Source organism: Stenotrophomonas sp. 01N47 (assembly GCF_056399165.1).
This window is the reverse complement of sequence record NZ_JBFTQU010000008.1, coordinates 35,858-52,109: the sequence shown is the minus strand read 5'-3', so window position 1 is coordinate 52,109 and position 16,252 is coordinate 35,858. Positions and strand designations below refer to the sequence as shown.

14 protein-coding genes and 1 pseudogene are annotated in these 16,252 nt (G+C 60.4%); 10 read left to right on the top strand and 5 right to left on the bottom strand.

Features of this window, described 5'->3' with window-relative positions; all coding sequences use genetic code 11:
- Nucleotides 1-250 precede the first annotated feature (250 nt).
- Nucleotides 251-932 (bottom strand): annotated as a pseudogene (locus AC1DKR_RS15605) (transposase).
- A gap of 414 nt (nucleotides 933-1,346) precedes the next feature.
- Here AC1DKR_RS15605 and AC1DKR_RS15600 point away from each other — a divergent pair.
- From AC1DKR_RS15600 to AC1DKR_RS15570, 7 genes are all read left to right on the top strand, one after another.
- A complete protein-coding gene (locus AC1DKR_RS15600; RefSeq protein WP_478033519.1) occupies nucleotides 1,347-3,467 on the top strand; it encodes a peptidase domain-containing ABC transporter in 2,121 nt (706 codons plus the stop codon).
- Nucleotides 3,464-4,708: an HlyD family secretion protein gene (locus tag AC1DKR_RS15595; protein ID WP_478033515.1), complete on the top strand. Its 1,245-nt coding sequence runs from the start codon at nucleotides 3,464-3,466 to the stop codon at nucleotides 4,706-4,708. Before AC1DKR_RS15600 ends, AC1DKR_RS15595 begins: the two co-directional genes overlap by 4 nt.
- 1,278 nt (nucleotides 4,709-5,986) lie before the next feature.
- On the top strand, nucleotides 5,987-6,865 hold the full coding sequence (rimK, locus tag AC1DKR_RS15590) for a 30S ribosomal protein S6--L-glutamate ligase (RefSeq protein ID WP_478033512.1): 879 nt from the start codon (nucleotides 5,987-5,989) through the stop codon (nucleotides 6,863-6,865).
- Nucleotides 6,866-7,118: 253 nt separating this feature from the next.
- Nucleotides 7,119-7,595, top strand: coding sequence for a hypothetical protein (locus AC1DKR_RS15585; protein ID WP_229979543.1), 477 nt, complete (start codon nucleotides 7,119-7,121; stop codon nucleotides 7,593-7,595).
- A gap of 89 nt (nucleotides 7,596-7,684) precedes the next feature.
- Nucleotides 7,685-8,158 (top strand): hypothetical protein, encoded by a 474-nt coding sequence (locus AC1DKR_RS15580; protein WP_229979544.1) that lies wholly within the window; start codon nucleotides 7,685-7,687, stop codon nucleotides 8,156-8,158.
- 8 nt (nucleotides 8,159-8,166) lie between these two features.
- Nucleotides 8,167-8,844, top strand: coding sequence for a response regulator transcription factor (locus AC1DKR_RS15575; RefSeq protein WP_025874286.1), 678 nt, complete (start codon nucleotides 8,167-8,169; stop codon nucleotides 8,842-8,844).
- Nucleotides 8,807-10,174, top strand: a complete 1,368-nt coding sequence (locus AC1DKR_RS15570; RefSeq protein ID WP_312785902.1) for a sensor histidine kinase — start codon at nucleotides 8,807-8,809, stop codon at nucleotides 10,172-10,174. The genes AC1DKR_RS15575 and AC1DKR_RS15570 overlap by 38 nt, the downstream gene beginning before the upstream one ends.
- Before the next feature lie 118 nt (nucleotides 10,175-10,292).
- On the opposite strand, the gene AC1DKR_RS15565 is transcribed toward AC1DKR_RS15570, so the two are convergent.
- Complete coding sequence (locus AC1DKR_RS15565) at nucleotides 10,293-10,451, bottom strand: hypothetical protein (protein ID WP_312785901.1); 159 nt, start codon at nucleotides 10,449-10,451, stop codon at nucleotides 10,293-10,295.
- A gap of 734 nt (nucleotides 10,452-11,185) precedes the next feature.
- On the opposite strand from AC1DKR_RS15565, the gene AC1DKR_RS15560 reads away from it, so the two are divergent.
- Nucleotides 11,186-11,572: a hypothetical protein gene (locus AC1DKR_RS15560; RefSeq protein ID WP_229979545.1), complete on the top strand. Its 387-nt coding sequence runs from the start codon at nucleotides 11,186-11,188 to the stop codon at nucleotides 11,570-11,572.
- Between the two features lie 99 nt (nucleotides 11,573-11,671).
- Here AC1DKR_RS15560 and coaE read toward each other — a convergent pair whose 3' ends face one another.
- Genes coaE through AC1DKR_RS15545 form a run of 3 tightly spaced genes read right to left on the bottom strand, consistent with a single transcriptional unit; the run spans nucleotide 11,672 to nucleotide 14,426 of the window.
- On the bottom strand, nucleotides 11,672-12,283 hold the full coding sequence (coaE, locus tag AC1DKR_RS15555; protein ID WP_478033506.1) for a dephospho-CoA kinase: 612 nt from the start codon (nucleotides 12,281-12,283) through the stop codon (nucleotides 11,672-11,674).
- 11 nt (nucleotides 12,284-12,294) lie between these two features.
- Nucleotides 12,295-13,158 carry a prepilin peptidase gene (locus AC1DKR_RS15550; protein ID WP_478033503.1) on the bottom strand — a complete coding sequence of 288 codons (864 nt, stop codon included), beginning with the start codon at nucleotides 13,156-13,158 and terminating at the stop codon, nucleotides 12,295-12,297.
- Between the two features lie 8 nt (nucleotides 13,159-13,166).
- Nucleotides 13,167-14,426 (bottom strand): type II secretion system F family protein, encoded by a 1,260-nt coding sequence (locus AC1DKR_RS15545; protein ID WP_363731946.1) that lies wholly within the window; start codon nucleotides 14,424-14,426, stop codon nucleotides 13,167-13,169.
- Nucleotides 14,427-14,773: 347 nt separating this feature from the next.
- On the opposite strand from AC1DKR_RS15545, the gene AC1DKR_RS15540 reads away from it, so the two are divergent.
- Together AC1DKR_RS15540 and AC1DKR_RS15535 are read left to right on the top strand one after the other, a co-directional pair.
- Nucleotides 14,774-15,214 carry a pilin gene (locus AC1DKR_RS15540; protein WP_363731948.1) on the top strand — a complete coding sequence of 147 codons (441 nt, stop codon included), beginning with the start codon at nucleotides 14,774-14,776 and terminating at the stop codon, nucleotides 15,212-15,214.
- A 111-nt stretch (nucleotides 15,215-15,325) separates the two neighbouring features.
- A complete protein-coding gene (locus AC1DKR_RS15535) occupies nucleotides 15,326-16,165 on the top strand; it encodes a sterol desaturase family protein (protein ID WP_363732902.1) in 840 nt (279 codons plus the stop codon).
- Nucleotides 16,166-16,252 lie beyond the last annotated feature (87 nt).

Below are 16,252 nucleotides of genomic sequence, written 5' to 3'. Positions count from 1 at the left end.
GCTCGTCTCCGCCATTGTGGGAGTGGCGCTATGCTCAGCGTTCAGCGCCGTGCTGCAAATTCCGCCCATGGATCTGAACGACCTGCTGAAGAAGGTTCGCATTGGGGCGATCAAAGAGCTAACGCTGAGCGACGTGACACTGCTGGACGGCATGCCTATCGCTCAGGCGTAGTTGGACACTCCGTCCTATGCCGTCATATCCGGCGAATTGATGTAACGGTCTCGCCGGGCGGAGCGGGCTGAAGGGGTTCTACCCCGATGTCACGGACGCTTCTAAAAGAGTTGTAACCTTCTGATCCTGCTTGGCGACCCTTCGCCGCATCCTTGGGTTGTCGCGTCGCTCGATGTAGTCAAACACATCCGCTCTTGCTGCATCCAGTGTGGGGTAGCTCGTTCGATAGATCCGCTCGCGCTTCAGCAGCCCAAAAAAGCCTTCGCAGGCCGCGTTGTCGCCGCAGTGCCTCACAGCGCTCATTGAGCAGATCAGCCCGTTAGCCGCGAAATACCCTTGGTAGTCGCCGCTGCGAAACTGACTGCCACGATCCGAATGCAGAATCACCTCATCGCTTCCTTGCCGCTGCCACAGGCACCGGCACATCAGCCGGATCGGAAACTCATCGCGGCAACGTTGGATCACCTGATACCTCAGGATGATCCCTTGGCAAAGAACGTCGCCGCTTCTCGCAAAGAATCCCGTATCTTCTTTACCCGCGCCAGCTCACGCTTGAGGCGTGCCAACTCCTCATCCCGAGGTGTCCCGGTGCCCCAGAAGGCGATAGCCCCCGGGCTCTGTGCCTCGCGTTTCCAGCCGGTCAGCAGGGTGTCGCGAATCCCCAGCTCCCGGGCCACCTGGGCGCAGGTGGCCCAGGCTGGCTCGCCTGCTCCACCCCTCCGCGCTTGAACTCGGCACTGAACTTCTTACGCTTTGACATGAACGCTCTTTATGGCCTGAATCGGCCTTCTCGTAAGCGTCCGTGAAAACGGGGGTAGAACCTAGGGCGTGCCGGAGAAGCTCCATATTGTTCGGGGGACCTGCCGGATCGAGTGGCGAGGCATGCAAATTTCAGACCTGCCACTCCACTTGCCATCTATGGCCTCAGTCAGTTTGTGGTCGATCGGCAGAGGATGGAGCTGTGGAACAATGGAGATGAAAATTGTCTAGCTGCTCACCTTAACTGCAGGCCCTCGACTGCAGGCCCTCGGAGCTTCCTTGCGCAAACAAGGCTTGGAGGCGACGCCGTTATCTATAACTATAAGAGGCGTTCCAGCAGTCCAGCCTTGGATCGCACTTGAGTCTGGACTTGCCTCGTAGAAATATAGCGAATCTCTCACAGGTAGGTGGTTGCATGGAGGCTGCGGTTCAATCTGAGGCGGCAGAGTGCGGTTTGGCGTGCCTAGCCATGGTTGCGTCTCATCATGGCAACAACGTTGGGCTTCGAGAGCTCCGCCGTCGTCATGCCCTTTCGCTCAAAGGGGCAACTCTTACCCAACTTATAGAAATTGCAGGAAACCTTGGCTTTCGTTGCCGCCCCTTGCGCTTGGACTTGGAGCACTTGAGCCAACTACAGGTACCCTGCATTGCGCACTGGGACCTCAATCACTTCGTCGTAATCAGCAAGGTCCATCACAGCGGCGTCACTGTGTTGGACCCGGCTTTTGGCAAGCGCAAGCTCCCCTTAAAGGAGGTCTCACGTCACTTCACTGGAGTCGCGCTAGAGCTGCACCCAACTGCTGAGTTCCAAGCGAGACCTCGCCCGCCGGCGGTTTCACTTGCACAGCTCACAGGAAGGGTTGAGGGGCTTTGGCGGGCTCTAAGCCTGTTGCTGCTCTTGTCTGTTGCTCTTCAGGTATTCGTCCTGGTAGCGCCGTTCTTCATGCAATGGACCGTAGATCAAGCGCTCGTCGCATATGACAGTGATTTGCTGACCGTGCTAGGCATTGGATTCGCCTTGGCGCTGCTGCTGCAGGTCTGCATTGGGCAGATACGAGGCAGGGCGGTCATCTACCTATCAAGCCGACTCAACCTCCAATGGACCGGAAACGTCTTCCAGCATCTCATGCATTTGCCCTTGGACTACTTTGAGAAGCGCCACTTGGGCGATGTCAGCTCACGAATGGGAAGCGTCCAGTTCATTCAGCAAACGTTGACAATCAGTTTCGTAGAAGCGCTCATTGACGGGCTTATGGCGATGGTGACGCTGGGAATGATGCTGTTGTACAGTTGGAAGCTCGCGCTGATCACGCTGCTTGCGGTTGCCCTGTATGCAATTGCACGCGCCTGTGCATTCGCACCCCTTCGACGTGGCACAGAGAAGCAGTTGATCGCCGCTGCACGGCAGGAGAGCCATCTGCTTGAATCCATTCGCGGAGTCCAGTCGGTAAAAGTTGCCGGTCGAGAATCCATTCGCCAAGCTGGCTACTTCAATCTCATGAACGAGACTGTCAATCATGACGTTTGGCTTTCGAAGTTTGGACTGAGCTTCGGTGGGGCCAATCAGTTGCTGTTTGGCTTGGAACGGATTGCGGTGATTTGGCTGGGCGCGCTATTAGCCATGGATAGCGTGTTCTCCGTCGGCATGCTGATTGCCTACCTCGCTTACAAAGATCAGTTTTCCCAGCGCGTCGGGGCGTTGATCGACAAGTGGGTGGAGTTCCGCATGTTGCGCCTTCACGGCGAGCGTCTCTCCGACATTGTTCTCACCGAACCAGAGGACCACTCTCCCAATGCGGGCGCCCTGCTACCGGACGGTCTGCGTATTGAGGTTGAGGGGCTTGGCTTCCGCTACGCCCCTGGGGAACCATGGGTGCTGAAGAACTGCAGCTTTGCAGTGGACGCCGGTGAATCGGTCGCCATCGTCGGTCCGTCTGGCTGCGGGAAGACCACGCTGGTCAAGATACTTCTTGGTCTTCTTCAGCCGACCGAAGGTCAGATCCGCATTGGTGGCGTGCCCTTGTCAAAGATCAGCGTGAGCGACTACCGGCGCATGATTGGGGCGGTTATGCAGGATGACCAGCTCTTTGCAGGCAGTGTCAGCGACAACATTGCCTTCGAGGATGAACACTATGATGAATGCAGAGTACATAAGGCGGCGCAGTTGGCTGCTGTGCATGACGACATCGCGGCTATGCCAATGGGCTACAACAGCCTGATTGGCGACATGGGCACGACCCTTTCCGGAGGTCAGAAGCAACGGGTGATCCTCGCCCGCGCTCTGTATCGCAAACCCCAATTGCTCTTCCTGGACGAGGCGACCAGTCACTTGGATGTTGAACGGGAAAGGCTTGTGAATGAAGCCGTCAGGCAGCTTGAACTGACTCGGGTGATCATCGCCCATCGCCCGGAAACCATCGCCAGCGCCGATCGAGTGCTGGTCATGGACGCGGGTGCTGTAGCACGCGTGCTGACGCAGAACGCATCAAGCTCGGTGAAGGCGGAACGGGGTGGGGTTGAGGAGGTCCCCGTATGAGCGGCCTCTTTCGCAAGGAAGCCATCGATGCCCAGCGGCGAAGCTGGCTCGGCGGGGTATCCCTGGCGCAACCGCTCCGTTTCTGGATTCTGGCTGTGTTCGCGACAATGGCCGCCTCGGCTATCGTTAGCTTCCTTTACCTCGGCGAGTATTCACGCAGATCCAGGGTTTTGGGTGAACTTGTCCCTGATCTCGGACTTTCCACCGTGGTCGCTCCGTCGGCAGGCGTGGTCGCGAGACTGGATGTCGAAGAAGGGGATCACGTCCAGCACCAGGACGGGCTACTGACGATCAACGTGCCGCGTGTCACCTCCTCCGGCCGGGACACCGTATCTACGTTGATCGAGGCACAACGCTCCCGCATGACAAGTGTGGAGGCGATGAGAGAGTTTCAGGACAGGCAGCTCGCAGCACAGCAGGAGGGTGCGAAGGCTCAACACTCCGCGATGCTGCGCGAGCTTTCGCAGATCGAGGCAGAGATCCATACCCGCGGCGAGCAGGTGAGAATTGGTCGCGAGACCCTCGCCCGATATCGGAGCGTCGAGGATCAGCACTATGTCAGCCTGGTTCAGATCAACCAGCAAGAGCAATCGATGCTTGAGGCGGTCAACGCACAGCAAGCCCTTCAGCGCCAAGCGACCGCGATTCGGCGGAACCTGGCCGAACTCAAACAGCGGCTCGAAGAAATTCCCCATCAGAGGCTCTCCGCCAAGGCGGCCTCTGAACGTGATCTGGCCGCGTTGAGTCAAGAGGCCGTCCGGATGGAGGCCGAAGGTGAGCTGCTCCTTCGCGCACCGGTAACTGGATTGGTAGCAAATCGCCTCGTTGAGGCCGGCCAGGCAGTGCAGCCGGGACAGCCCATTCTTAGCCTGCTTCCCAAGGGCTCCGAGCTTCGAGCACAGCTACTAGTGCCCAGTTCGGCCATCGGTTTCGTTAAATCAGGCGATCGAGTTCTCCTGCGCTACCAAGCCTATCCTTACCAGAAGTTTGGAGCGCATGAAGGAACGGTCATTCGCATCTCACGCAGCGCTTTGACGAGAACCCAGAAGGAAAGCGATACGCAGCAGTCGCTATATCGAGTTTTGGTCTCGCTGGATCAACAGGGAGTGCTGGCATACGGGAGAACGGAGCCGCTCCGTCCGGGCATGCAGCTTGAGGCCGATATCATGGGCGAGCGTCGTAAGCTCTATGAATGGCTGTTGGAACCTCTCTACTCTGTTACTGGCAAGGTGGGTGGCTAGCCATCGTAAGCGGCCAAACTGTCAGTCTTATCCCTGCCGAACCCTTGCGCGAAAATCGCGTATTGTGGACAGGCATGCAGATGTGTCAGTTCATCTCTCAAAACCAGTGTCGCCACAGCCTACATTCCTGTTGGGCCCATGTGCTGTATCCGGGCCTTGGTTGTCGAGCGAATTTGTACTCTTTTGGAGGGCATGGGGCGGTGGTGCGAACAGTTAAATGTTGAAAATTCTCGCCGCCATAGTTTACCCAGAGGGGCGTGGGCACTAGGATATGTGCATTCAGTGGTATGTCGGGTGAGTGCAGTTGCAGCGCCGCTGTTAATCTTATCTATTTTCTAGATCTTTGCTGTCGCAAACGAGACTGCGGCGATCCAGCAATCGCTCGCGATTTTGATGTTGATCCCGGACATATGAATGGAAAAGCTCGGTCCGATCTTTGTTGCATTCACTGGCTGCTAAGTCTCTCCATCACGACTGCTTGTTTCCATCTCGCTGCAGCGTGGAGTCGGTCTCTCACTTACGATGCTTGTGTGCTCGATTGACTCCGAATTGCGAGCGTGGTAAACACTGGGTGACGCAGTTATCTATGATATCTGCGTCATTTGGCTTCTCACAATAAAGGAATTTCTGTGAAAGAGTTGACTGCTTCGGATGTGCTCTTGGTTGCTGGTGGTGGTAAGAATCCCTTTGCTGGGAACCCGCCTGCACCGCCCAGTCCCGGTCCTACTACGAGCATTCCCTCCACCGGCCGCAATCCGTTCACGTCCCCGGGCGGAACCAATCCTTATGTGCATTATCAGAAGGCTTAATTAGCCGCAGCTCGCTTGCCGTCAGGGTAGGCGAGCTTGAGGCTATAGAAATTGTTTGTTTAATGGGGGTGATGTGATTGTTGTTCGAAAGGTGCTGTGATGTTGCTCTGGCACGACGGCTGTTTTTGGCGTAGTCGGTAATGGGCGCGCGGCACGCGCGGCATCTGTAACCTGCAGTCAATAGCGCGAAGTGGATACGATCCCAGTGCAGTGTGCAAGGCGCATTCGAATGTAGGGGGGGGCAATGCTTGGCAGTCTTGCTTGATGCGATTAAATTATCTGTAGCTGAGGGTATTGCAAAACATCCACGCTTCAGAGGCGTGGGAGACCGAATGGGTGTGATTTCAGTCGGCGGACTGTCTGGATGGAATGTGTCAGAAGCATCTTGAACGGGCTTCTCGCGTCATCGTCTGCTTGTCTGGCCACGCGCCCACGCTATGCTGCGCGCCTGCCGACCGATCCCACTGCGATGAAGCTCGCCATCCTGTCCCGCAACACCCGGCTGTACTCCACCCGTCGGCTGGTCGAGGCCGCGCGCGCGCGGGGCCATACCGTACGCATCCTGGATCCGCTGCGCTGCTACATGCGCATCGCCGCCGATGGCTTCTCCATGCACTACAAGGGGCGACCGATGACAGGCGTGGACGCGGTCATCCCGCGCATCGGCGCTTCAGTCACCCGCTATGGCACGGCCGTGTTGCGCCAGTTCGAACTGATGGGCGCACGCACGCCCAACCCGTCCGACGCGATCCTGCGCTCGCGCGACAAGCTGCGGGCGCACCAGCTGCTGGCAGCCAAGGGCATCGACATGCCGGTCACCGTCTTTGGCGACAACCCGGATGACACCGTCGACCTGTTGTCCATGCTCGGCCCGCCGCCGCATGTGGTGAAGCTCAATGAAGGCACCCAGGGCCGCGGTGTGATCCTCACCGAGAAGGCCAGCGCTTCGCGCGGCATCGTCGAAGCCCTGCGTGGGTTGTATGCCAACTTCCTGATGCAGGAGTTCATCGGCGAGGCCAAGGGCGCCGACCTGCGCTGCTTCGTGGTCGGCGACCAGGTGGTGGCGTCGATGCAGCGCCAGGCCCCGGAAGGGGATTTCCGTTCGAACCTGCATGCCGGCGGCACTGCGGTGGCGTCCAAGGCCAGCCGGTCCGAGCAGCAGGTGGCGGTGCGTTCTGCCAAGGCACTGGGGCTGGGCGTCTGTGGCGTGGACCTGATCCGCTCCGAGCGCGGCCCGCTGGTGCTGGAGGTGAACTCCACCCCGGGCCTGGAAGGGATCGAGGCTGCCTGCGGGGTGGACGTGGCCGCGCGCATCATCGCGCATGTCGAGAAAATAAAAAAAACCTGATATTTCAGTGGCTTGAAATTTAATTCAGGCGGGGTTGGCGGGTTTAACGCCGCTTTAATCGCCCCGGGCGTAGCCTTCAACGAACCGCAGCTCTGCCTCTCAGCAGGATCGGTATCGGGATACAACTTCAGGCCCAGGCGGGTGCACCGCCTGGGTCTTTTTTATGTCCGGTGCCCCTGCCAAGGGTCCCTTGTGGGCGCGCGGGGACACTCGTAGAGTTGGGCCTTCGTTCCGAAGGATCGGGAGGTTGGCGATGTACCGCACCACGATGATCGTGCTGTTGCTGTGCCTGCCTGGCGTTGCACTGGCCAAGCCGGAAAAGGCGGCTGTGCAGATGGACCGCCAGAGTCCGGTGGCCGAGCAGGTCCGCCAGGTCGAAAAAGCCCTGCAGCAGGGCGATTACAACGAAATCTCCGCCGAGGACCGCAGTCAGGTCCAGCAGGCACTGGCGCGGATCACCCAGCGGATGGGCGACCGGCAGACCGTCCAGGAGCTGCCGCCGCAGGTGCAGAATGACGTTTTCAACGATCAGGAGCGGGTCAACAGCATCCTGACGCGCGCCCACAACGACAGTCGGCAGATCTGCTCGTACCAGCGCACCACGGGCAGCAACATGCCTAAGAGCCGCTGCCTGACCGTCGCCCAGCGGCGCCGTATCGAAGAGAAGGGCAAGGCCCTGCTCAATGACCAGCGCACCTACAGCAATCTGAACCCGGATTCCAAGCTTTAGGGCCACGTGCACCCTGCCTGCCAGCACTTGCTGGCAGAGCGCGCATCCGCATACAGTCGGCGTTCACCTCAAACAGGGATTCGTTTGTCATGAAGTATCCAGTGATATCAGCGGTTCTGGTCTCGGCATTGGCCCTGGTTGCCGCCTCGGCAGGGGCCAAGAGTGCCGAAGAGGTATTCCTGCCGGGCAAGCCGCTGCTGCAGCAGGTTGAGCGCATCGAGATCGAGCTCAACGACGGCGAAACCTATTCCGAACTGCGCCAGGAAGAGCGCGGCAAGGTCCGTGAGACCCTGGTTCGCATCCGTACCGCCGCCGAACAGTATCCGACCAGGGACGCGATGCCTGAATCGGTACGAACTGAGGTCTTCAACGATCAGCAGGTCGTGAACACCGTTTTGACACAGGCGCGTGAAGATAGTCGTCTAATATGCCGACGTGAGAAGGCCATCGGTTCCAACATGTCGTCCACGCAATGCATGACCGTCGCCGAGCGTGCTCGGCAGAAGGACAAGGCACAGCGCGACATGGGCCAGGCCCAGCGCGTCGGTAAATTCGTTAATTAGAGGTGACAGTGAGAATCCTGGTAATCGAAGACAACAGCGACATTGCGGCCAATCTGGGCGACTACCTGGAGGACCGGGGCCACACCGTGGACTTCGCTGCCGACGGAGTGACCGGGTTGCATCTGGCTGTCGTGCACGAGTTCGACGCGATTGTCCTGGATCTCAACCTGCCGGGCATGGACGGTATCGAGGTCTGCCGCAAGCTTCGCAACGAAGCGCGCAAGCAGACTCCGGTGCTGATGTTGACCGCGCGCGATTCGCTGGACAACAAACTGGCCGGCTTCGATTCCGGTGCTGACGACTACCTGATCAAGCCGTTCGCGCTGCAGGAAGTGGAAGTGCGTCTGAACGCCCTGTCGCGTCGCGGCAAGGGCGTGCAGACCCGCGTGCTGGAAACCGGTGATCTGGAATACAACCTGGACACGCTGGAAGTGCGCCGCCAAGGCAAGCTGCTGCAGCTCAACCCGACCGCACTGAAGATCCTGCAGGCGTTGATGGAAGCGGCCCCGGCCGTGGTCACCCGGCAGGAGCTGGAAACCCGCGTCTGGGGCGAAGAGCTGCCGGACTCCGATTCGCTGCGCGTGCACATCCATGGCCTGCGCGCCGTGGTGGACAAGCCCTTTGAAGTGCCGATGATCCAGACCCGCCATGGCATCGGATACCGCATCGCCACGCCGGAAGCCTGATTCTGTGGCAAGCAAGGGGGAGCGCCGACGCACGCCTTATCGGCGGCGTCTGCGCAGCCGCATCATCGTCTCGTTCGTGTTGTTGGGTTTCTGCCTGACGACACTGTTCGCGTTCGCCACCAACTGGGCCCGTCTTCGCGTGGAAAATCAGCTGGTGGAAGAGCTGATGAATCGCAACATCGACGAATACGCCCGCCGCTACTACGAGCACCCGGGGCACAACCCGGATGCTCCGGTGCTGCAGATCCGTGCGTATGCCTATTCCAAGGACAAGTTCGATCGGGTGCGCGAAGAGCGCGCGCAGTGGGCGGGCTTCTCCGATGGCATCCACAGCGTCAGTGGTGACGAGCAAGGTGAGGCGTATTCGTACAAGCTGGCGGTGCGCAAGACGCCTGACGCTTGGTTCTTCCTCGCCTATGACATGACCGACAGCGTGCGCGGTGGCAAACAGCTCAACCGCGCGCTTGTGCTGTCGGTGCTGGTGTTCAGCGTTCTGTCGCTGGTTCTGGGCTGGTGGTCGGCCTCCAAGGTGATGAAGCCGGTCTCGGATCTGGCCGCGCGCCTGCGTGCGTACCGTGGAGGCACCAGCGATCCCGAACCTTTGGCGCCGCGCTTCCCTGATGACGAAGTGGGGCAGCTGGCCCAGGCGCTCGATGACTATTCTTCGCGGCTGACCGAAGTGGTGCAGCGCGACCGTGAGTTCAATGCGGACGTCAGTCACGAACTGCGCACGCCGTTGGCGGTGATCCGTGGCGCCACCGAGCTGCTGCTGGCCCGCCCGGGCCTGGACGAGAAGGTGCTGCAGCGCCTGCAGCGCATCCAGCGTGCCGAGCAGCAGTGCAGCGATCTGATCGGCGCACTGTTGCTGCTGTCGCGCAACGAACGCGGGCAGGGCAGCAGCAATGTGGCTCGTGTGGCCGAACAGCTGCTGGATGCGCATCGCGCGCAGTTGGGTGGCAAGCCGCTGGAACTGCACCTGGATGGCGAGCGCGACCTGGTCATCGACGCCCCCGAAGCGGCGTTGTCGGTGGCGCTGGGCAACCTGATCGGCAACGCGGTGAAGTACTCGCAGGATGGCGAGGTGCGCGTACATGTGGGCGCCAACGCCGTATCGGTGACCGACAGCGGGCCGGGCCTGAGCGAGGAAGATGCCGCCAAGCTGTTCCAGCGCGGCTACCGCGGCACCCATGCTGGCCACTCGCAGGGCGGCGGTATCGGCCTGTCGATCGTCAGTCGCCTGTGCGATCTGTACGGCTGGCAGGTAAGCGTGCGCCCGGGGGGCGCCCGCGGCGTGATCGCCACGCTGACGTTCTCGCCGAAGCCGTTGTAGTCCTAGGACGCGACTGTTTTCGTGAGAATAGGGTCAGACCCAGTCTAAGAGAGCTGACTCTGACGTTTCTCACTTGGATCCCGGTAAAGCTCCGCCCCGTGAAGGGCGGAGCCAAGAATCATTTCTGGACGTAGCGCACGTAAGGAACGGTGCCGTCCGACGGAACCGGACCTGAGAAGGGATTCTTGCCTCGGCTTTCAACCGTTCCTGAGTGAACAGGGAGGCGGTCGGCGCCACCCGAAACGGCTTCTACTTCCTTTGCAGTCAGCTCTTTCATGCTTCTTCCTTGTCTCAAAATGAAAAGTAACTTGTTCCTGATTGAACAAGTCCATGAATGTTTAGCTCAGGTTGGCGTGATGTGTCAACGTCAAGCGGCGATAGGTTGAAGGTGTCTTGCAGCCTGGTTGCTAGGAATGGTGGGATCAGATTGACTCAAATCACTATTGCGATGCTGGTCACAGATTCAGATGCCCCCCTATAGAGTACTCGTCGGAGGTGCTGTAAATGTGCGTCCATTGAATCTGCTTGGGTCTTCGCGACGTCGGTCGACGCAAGAGTACCGACGCTAAAATTTTCCACTCGGCGCGAAATGTCGCATGCAACGCCAATGCAGCTTTCGCGAAGACGCGGCGTCTCTGGCCCAGCACGACACCTGCGTGACGCACTCCGCGCCCTGTGCGTGTCACACCGCACGGTTCCGCAGACGGTTGGCCCACATGGCGTTTTCGCCTCATGACCGCATTGCATGCAGCTGGCGAGATGGCATGGCTGGGGTCATCGCCCTGGCCGGGATTGGCGTCCTGAAATCGACCCAACAATCAACAAACCTCTGATGCGCCGAAGGCCGTCATGGAAAATGCATCGCGATGCCCTTGCTTTGGCGGGCGGTGCGTGGGGACTTTGAAGAGTCCGCCGGAGTGTTTTGTTGATTGTTGTGATCCGGTACGCCAACCCGCACCGTCCGCCACCTCGCATCTGCGGGTGGCCTTGCCGTCTGCGAGGAGCACTGCCATGTCTACACGCACCACCTACCCGAACCTGCGCCGCCTGGTCGGCGAATCCGCCGACCAGTTGCCGGCCGACATCGCCGAACGCATCGAAGACGTGCTGGCCGAACCCAGCGACCTGCTACCGGCACTGATGGCGCGCATGGATGGCCGCGACAACGCCGATGGCCAGACCCGGCAGGGGCCAGGTCTCACTCCGTCGCAGGCGGTAACCCTGGCCAGCCTCAGCCGCACCCTGGCCGGTCTCAATGCATTGATCCAGATGCTGCACGCGGCCGAAGCGGCCCGGGTGCAGGGGAGTGCAGGCCAGCAACTGCCGCCGGACGTAGTGGAAGGCCTGTTGCTGGCCGCGCGCGAACTGGCCCGCTACGCCCGCCAGCAACTGGAGTAGATCCACGCCATGCGTGGATGCCTGTTCGGGCGGAGCAGGTGAAGTAGATCCACGCCATGCGTGGATGCCTCTTCGGGCGGAGCCGGTAGACCTGCCGGCTTACCCGCTAGCCAACCCCAGATACCGCAGATGCAACCGCTCCACCTGCGCCTGCAGGTCATCCGGATGGCCATCATTGACGACCACGTCATCGGACAGCGCCAAGCGCTGTGCGCGGCTGGCCTGGGCGGCGATCATCTGGTCGGCCAGCGCCGCGTCGATGCCGTCGCGCTGCATCAGGCGGGCGTGCTGTACGGCCTCGGGCGCGTCCACCAGCAGCACCCGGTCCAGCCACGGGTAGGCCTGGCGGCCGCCCACTTCGGTCAACAGCGGGATCGCCGCCAGCGCATAGGGGCTGGCGGCCTGCTCGCACTGCTGCTGCATCAACCGGCGGATGGCCGGGTGGGTGATCGCTTCCAGCGCCGCCCGCTCGACTGGGTCTGCAAAGATGTGGGCACGCAGGCGCGCCCGGCCCAGGCTGCCGTCGGCCAGCAGCATGTCCGCGCCGAAGCGTTCGGCAATCAGGGACAGGGCAGGACTGCCCACCGTCACCACCGCGCGTGCGGCAAGATCGGCGTCGGCCACGACAATCCCCAGCGCCTCGAAGCGCCGGGTCACCTCGCTCTTGCCCGAGGCGATGCCGCCGGTCAGGCCAACCACATACTGGCTCATGGGGACTCCCCTCAGCGCAGCCCGCTCATCACCAGATACTGGTTCAACAGCGGCTCGCCCCACATGAAGAACAGCCAGCCGGCCAGGGCCAGATAAGGGCCGAAGGGAATCGGCGTCGCCCGGTCACGGCCACGGCTGTACAGCCAGATCGAGCCGATGAGGGCGCCCAGCACCGACGACATCAGGATGATCGGCAGGATGCCCTTCATCCCGCACCAGGCGCCCAGCGCGGCCAGCAGCTTGAAATCACCGTGGCCCATGCCCTCCTTGCCGGTCAGCTGCTTGAACAGCCACCACACCGACCACAGCGACAGGTAGCCGAGCAAGGCGCCGAGCAGGGCGGGCTTGGCCGGCATGTACAGGTTGTCGATGCTGCCTATCAACCCCAACCACATCAGCGGCAGGGTCAATTGATCCGGCAACAACTGGGTGCGCAGGTCGATGCCGGACAGGGCGATCAGGAAGCAGGTCAGTACGATCGCGCCGAAGCCCTGCCAGCCAAAGCCGAACTGCCACACGCAGGCCAGCACCATCACCGCGGTCAGCGCTTCCACCAGCGGGTACTGGATGGAGATCGGCGCCTTGCAGTGGCGGCACTTGCCGCCCTGGATCATCCAGCTGAACAGCGGGATGTTCTCGTACCAGGCCAGCTTGTGCTTGCAGTGCGGGCAGTGCGAAGGCTCAACCACGATGCCCGGCGGGGGCGGCTCGTAGAAGTCCGGCTCCTCCAGTACTTCGCGGGCGTCGCGCTTCCACTCCCACTCCAGCCGCTTGGGCAGGCGCAGGATGACGACGTTGAGGAAGCTGCCGAGAAGCAGTCCCAGGCCGGCCGCGGCGGGATAGCCGAGGCCGGGATGCTGGTCGAGAAATGCCATTGTTACCTTTAGCCGACGACGGCGCCGAGTTTGAAGATGGGCAGGTACATCGCGATGACCAAGCCACCGACAATGGTACCGATAAACACCATGATCATCGGTTCCAACAGGCTGCTCAGGGCGTCCACTGCGTTGTTGACCTCCTGCTCATAGTACTCGGCCACCTTGAACAGCATCGCATCCAGGGCACCCGCCTCTTCGCCGATGCCGGTCATCTGGATGACCATGTGCGGGAACAGGTTGAGCTGCTTCATGGCCATGTTGACCGGATAGCCTACCGACACGTCGTCGCGCATGCGCAGCACGCCTTCGCTGTAGACCTTGTTGCCGGTTGCACCGGCGACGATGCCCAAGGCCTCGACCAACGGGACGCCGGCCTTGAACGTCACCGCTGTGGTGCGGGCGAAGCGCGCAATGGCGCTGTTGTGCATGATCTGGCCGATCACCGGTACCTTCAGAATCAGGCGGTCGACTGTGTGCTGCATCTTTTCTGATCGCCGGTACATCATCGCGATGGCCACCACAGAGCCGATCATCACGATGGCCATCAGCCACCACCACGACACCATGAACCGGGACAGATTAACCACCATCTGCGTGAAGGCCGGCAGATCGGCGCCAAAGCTCTTGAAGACCTCTTCGAATTGCGGCACCACCCAGACCAGCAGGACGGTGCTCACCAAGAATGCGACCACCAAAACCATCGCCGGGTAGAACAGGGCCTTCTTGATCTTGCCCTTCAGGGCCTCGATGTTCTCTTTGTAGGCGGCGATGGTATCGAGCACCGTTTCCAGCACACCTGCACTTTCGCCAGCGCGCACCAGATTGCGGTAGAGCTCGTCGAACTGCACGGGGTGGCGACTGATCGCCTCGTGCAGTGACGAGCCGCCCTCGATGTCGGTGCGAATGGCATCGACCATCTTCTTCATCCGTGGGTTCTTATGGCCGCTGCCGATGATTTCCAGCGCCGACACGATCGGCACGCCGGACTTCATCATTGTGGCCATCTGCCGGCTGAAGAACGCAATGTCCTTCGCCGATACCGGCTTGCCGGCAGCACCGAACAACGGCTTTGGCTTTACCTTCACCTGGCCGGGGTTGATGCCCTGGCGGCGTAGTTCGGCGCGCAGCAGATTGGCGTTCTTCGCCAACTGTTCGCCTTTCATCTTGATTCCCCGCTTGTCGGTCCCCTCCCAGACAAACGGCTGCAACTCCATGGTGCTTCGCGCCACGGGCTCTTTCTTGATCGCACTGCGACTGACAGACATGTTGGCTCCCCGGCCCGCCATCCCCAGACGGGCATCTGCCGATGGTAGCGGGTTCATTGCCGTCTTGGCAGAGCCGGGAGGGGCGGAAGTGCGAATTCGTGCCGGACGCCGGCCAAAGGTGACGCACTGCGTCACATTGCCGGATTCGTCGCAGAATGATGACTGGGGGGTTCACATCCCGGAAATTGCTGCCATCATGGGCGCGGGGAATCCAGGGGGAGGCGTGCCGGGGTTGGCACGCAACCTGCGTTGATCCACCCGCGGGGTGCAGGACACGCTCAGCCGGCCGTAGGCCGGACCGATCCAGCGCACTGACTCAACCACCACTATCTTGGGGATGTATCACTATGAAGAACCAGAAGGGCTTCACCCTTATCGAACTGATGATCGTTGTTGCGATCATCGCGATCCTGGCCGCCATTGCGCTGCCGGCTTACTCCAACTACACCAAGAAGGCCAAGGTCTCGGAAGTGATCCTGGCGGCTTCTTCGCTGCGTACCGACGTGTCGGAGTATGTGGCAACGAATAATTCGCTGCCGCCGGCAACTTGGAAGCCGGACGTCCAGACCACCCAGTATGTGTCGGCCCTGACCTGGGATTCGACCACCAAGAAGATCACCGCGACGGCGCAGAACATCTCGGGTGATATCGACGGCAAGAACATCACTCTGCTGGCTGACGACAGCAACGTCACCAACGGCGTGATCCCGAAGTGGACCTGCGAAGGCAGCATCGAGTCCAAGTACCGTCCGGGTAGCTGCCAGGGCGCGAAGGCTGCGGCTCTCTGATACTGCGGCGGCAATGAAGAAAGTCCCGCATGACGCGGGACTTTTTTTTTGTAGGTTGTGTTTTGTCTGGCCAGCTCACTGTTAATGAACCCCGGAGGGCCCTTGAACGTCGTGGCCACCATCGTTCCGGCGATGAACTTCAATCTTCTGGATCACCTGAGTTCCGCATACTCAATGGTGTCGGTTGAGGCTGGGGCGTTCTTGCTGTTGTCGCTGATCCTGCAGCGAAAGAATCTTATCGCGGTAATAGCGAAAATATGGCCGCAAGGGGCGACGGTCAATTTCATCTGCCTACTGATGGAAGTGATTCTGATCATGCCGCTGCTTGGCATACTGATGGTGTGGATGCACGAGATGGCGGGAATGGGGCTAGGTGTCGACCTGCGGGGTTTCTGGACAGAGTTGTCGCCCCTGCTAGCCTTTGCCGCAACGTTGTTCATCGCCGATGGCATCAGCTACGCCCGGCACCGGCTGGAACATACCCGTTGGCTCTGGCCTGTCCACGGCATGCATCACAGCGATCGCGAGCTGAGCTGGTTCTCTGCCTATCGCCAGCACCCCTTGAACCGACTTGGCGCAGTTGTTTTCGACATCGGTCTTCTGTTGCTGATCGGTGTTCCCCTGTGGGCGATCTATGCCAATGCCCTTGCCCGGCATTACTACGGTCTGCTTACACACGCCAATGTTCCTTGGACATTCGGCTGGCTTGGCCGCGTGCTGGTGTCACCGGCGATGCATCGCTGGCACCATGTACGTGAAGGGCAGGGCGTGGGTAAGAATTTTGCGACCATTTTTTCCGTGTTTGATCAGGCATTCGGCACCTACTACGTGCCCAGTGCCTGCCATTTGCCAACCGGGTTGATGGACGAAGGACACAACTCTTTCCTCGCCCAGATATGGGCACCTTTCAAAGCGTTGGCAACTTCATCCTGGTGGCCCCACAGGCGGTGAATCCCGGAGATTGGGGGCGGCAGCCCAATCCAAGGACGTACAGGGCCTGCCGATTGATGTGGAAAGTCCGCCGTTGTCGGTGCTCGG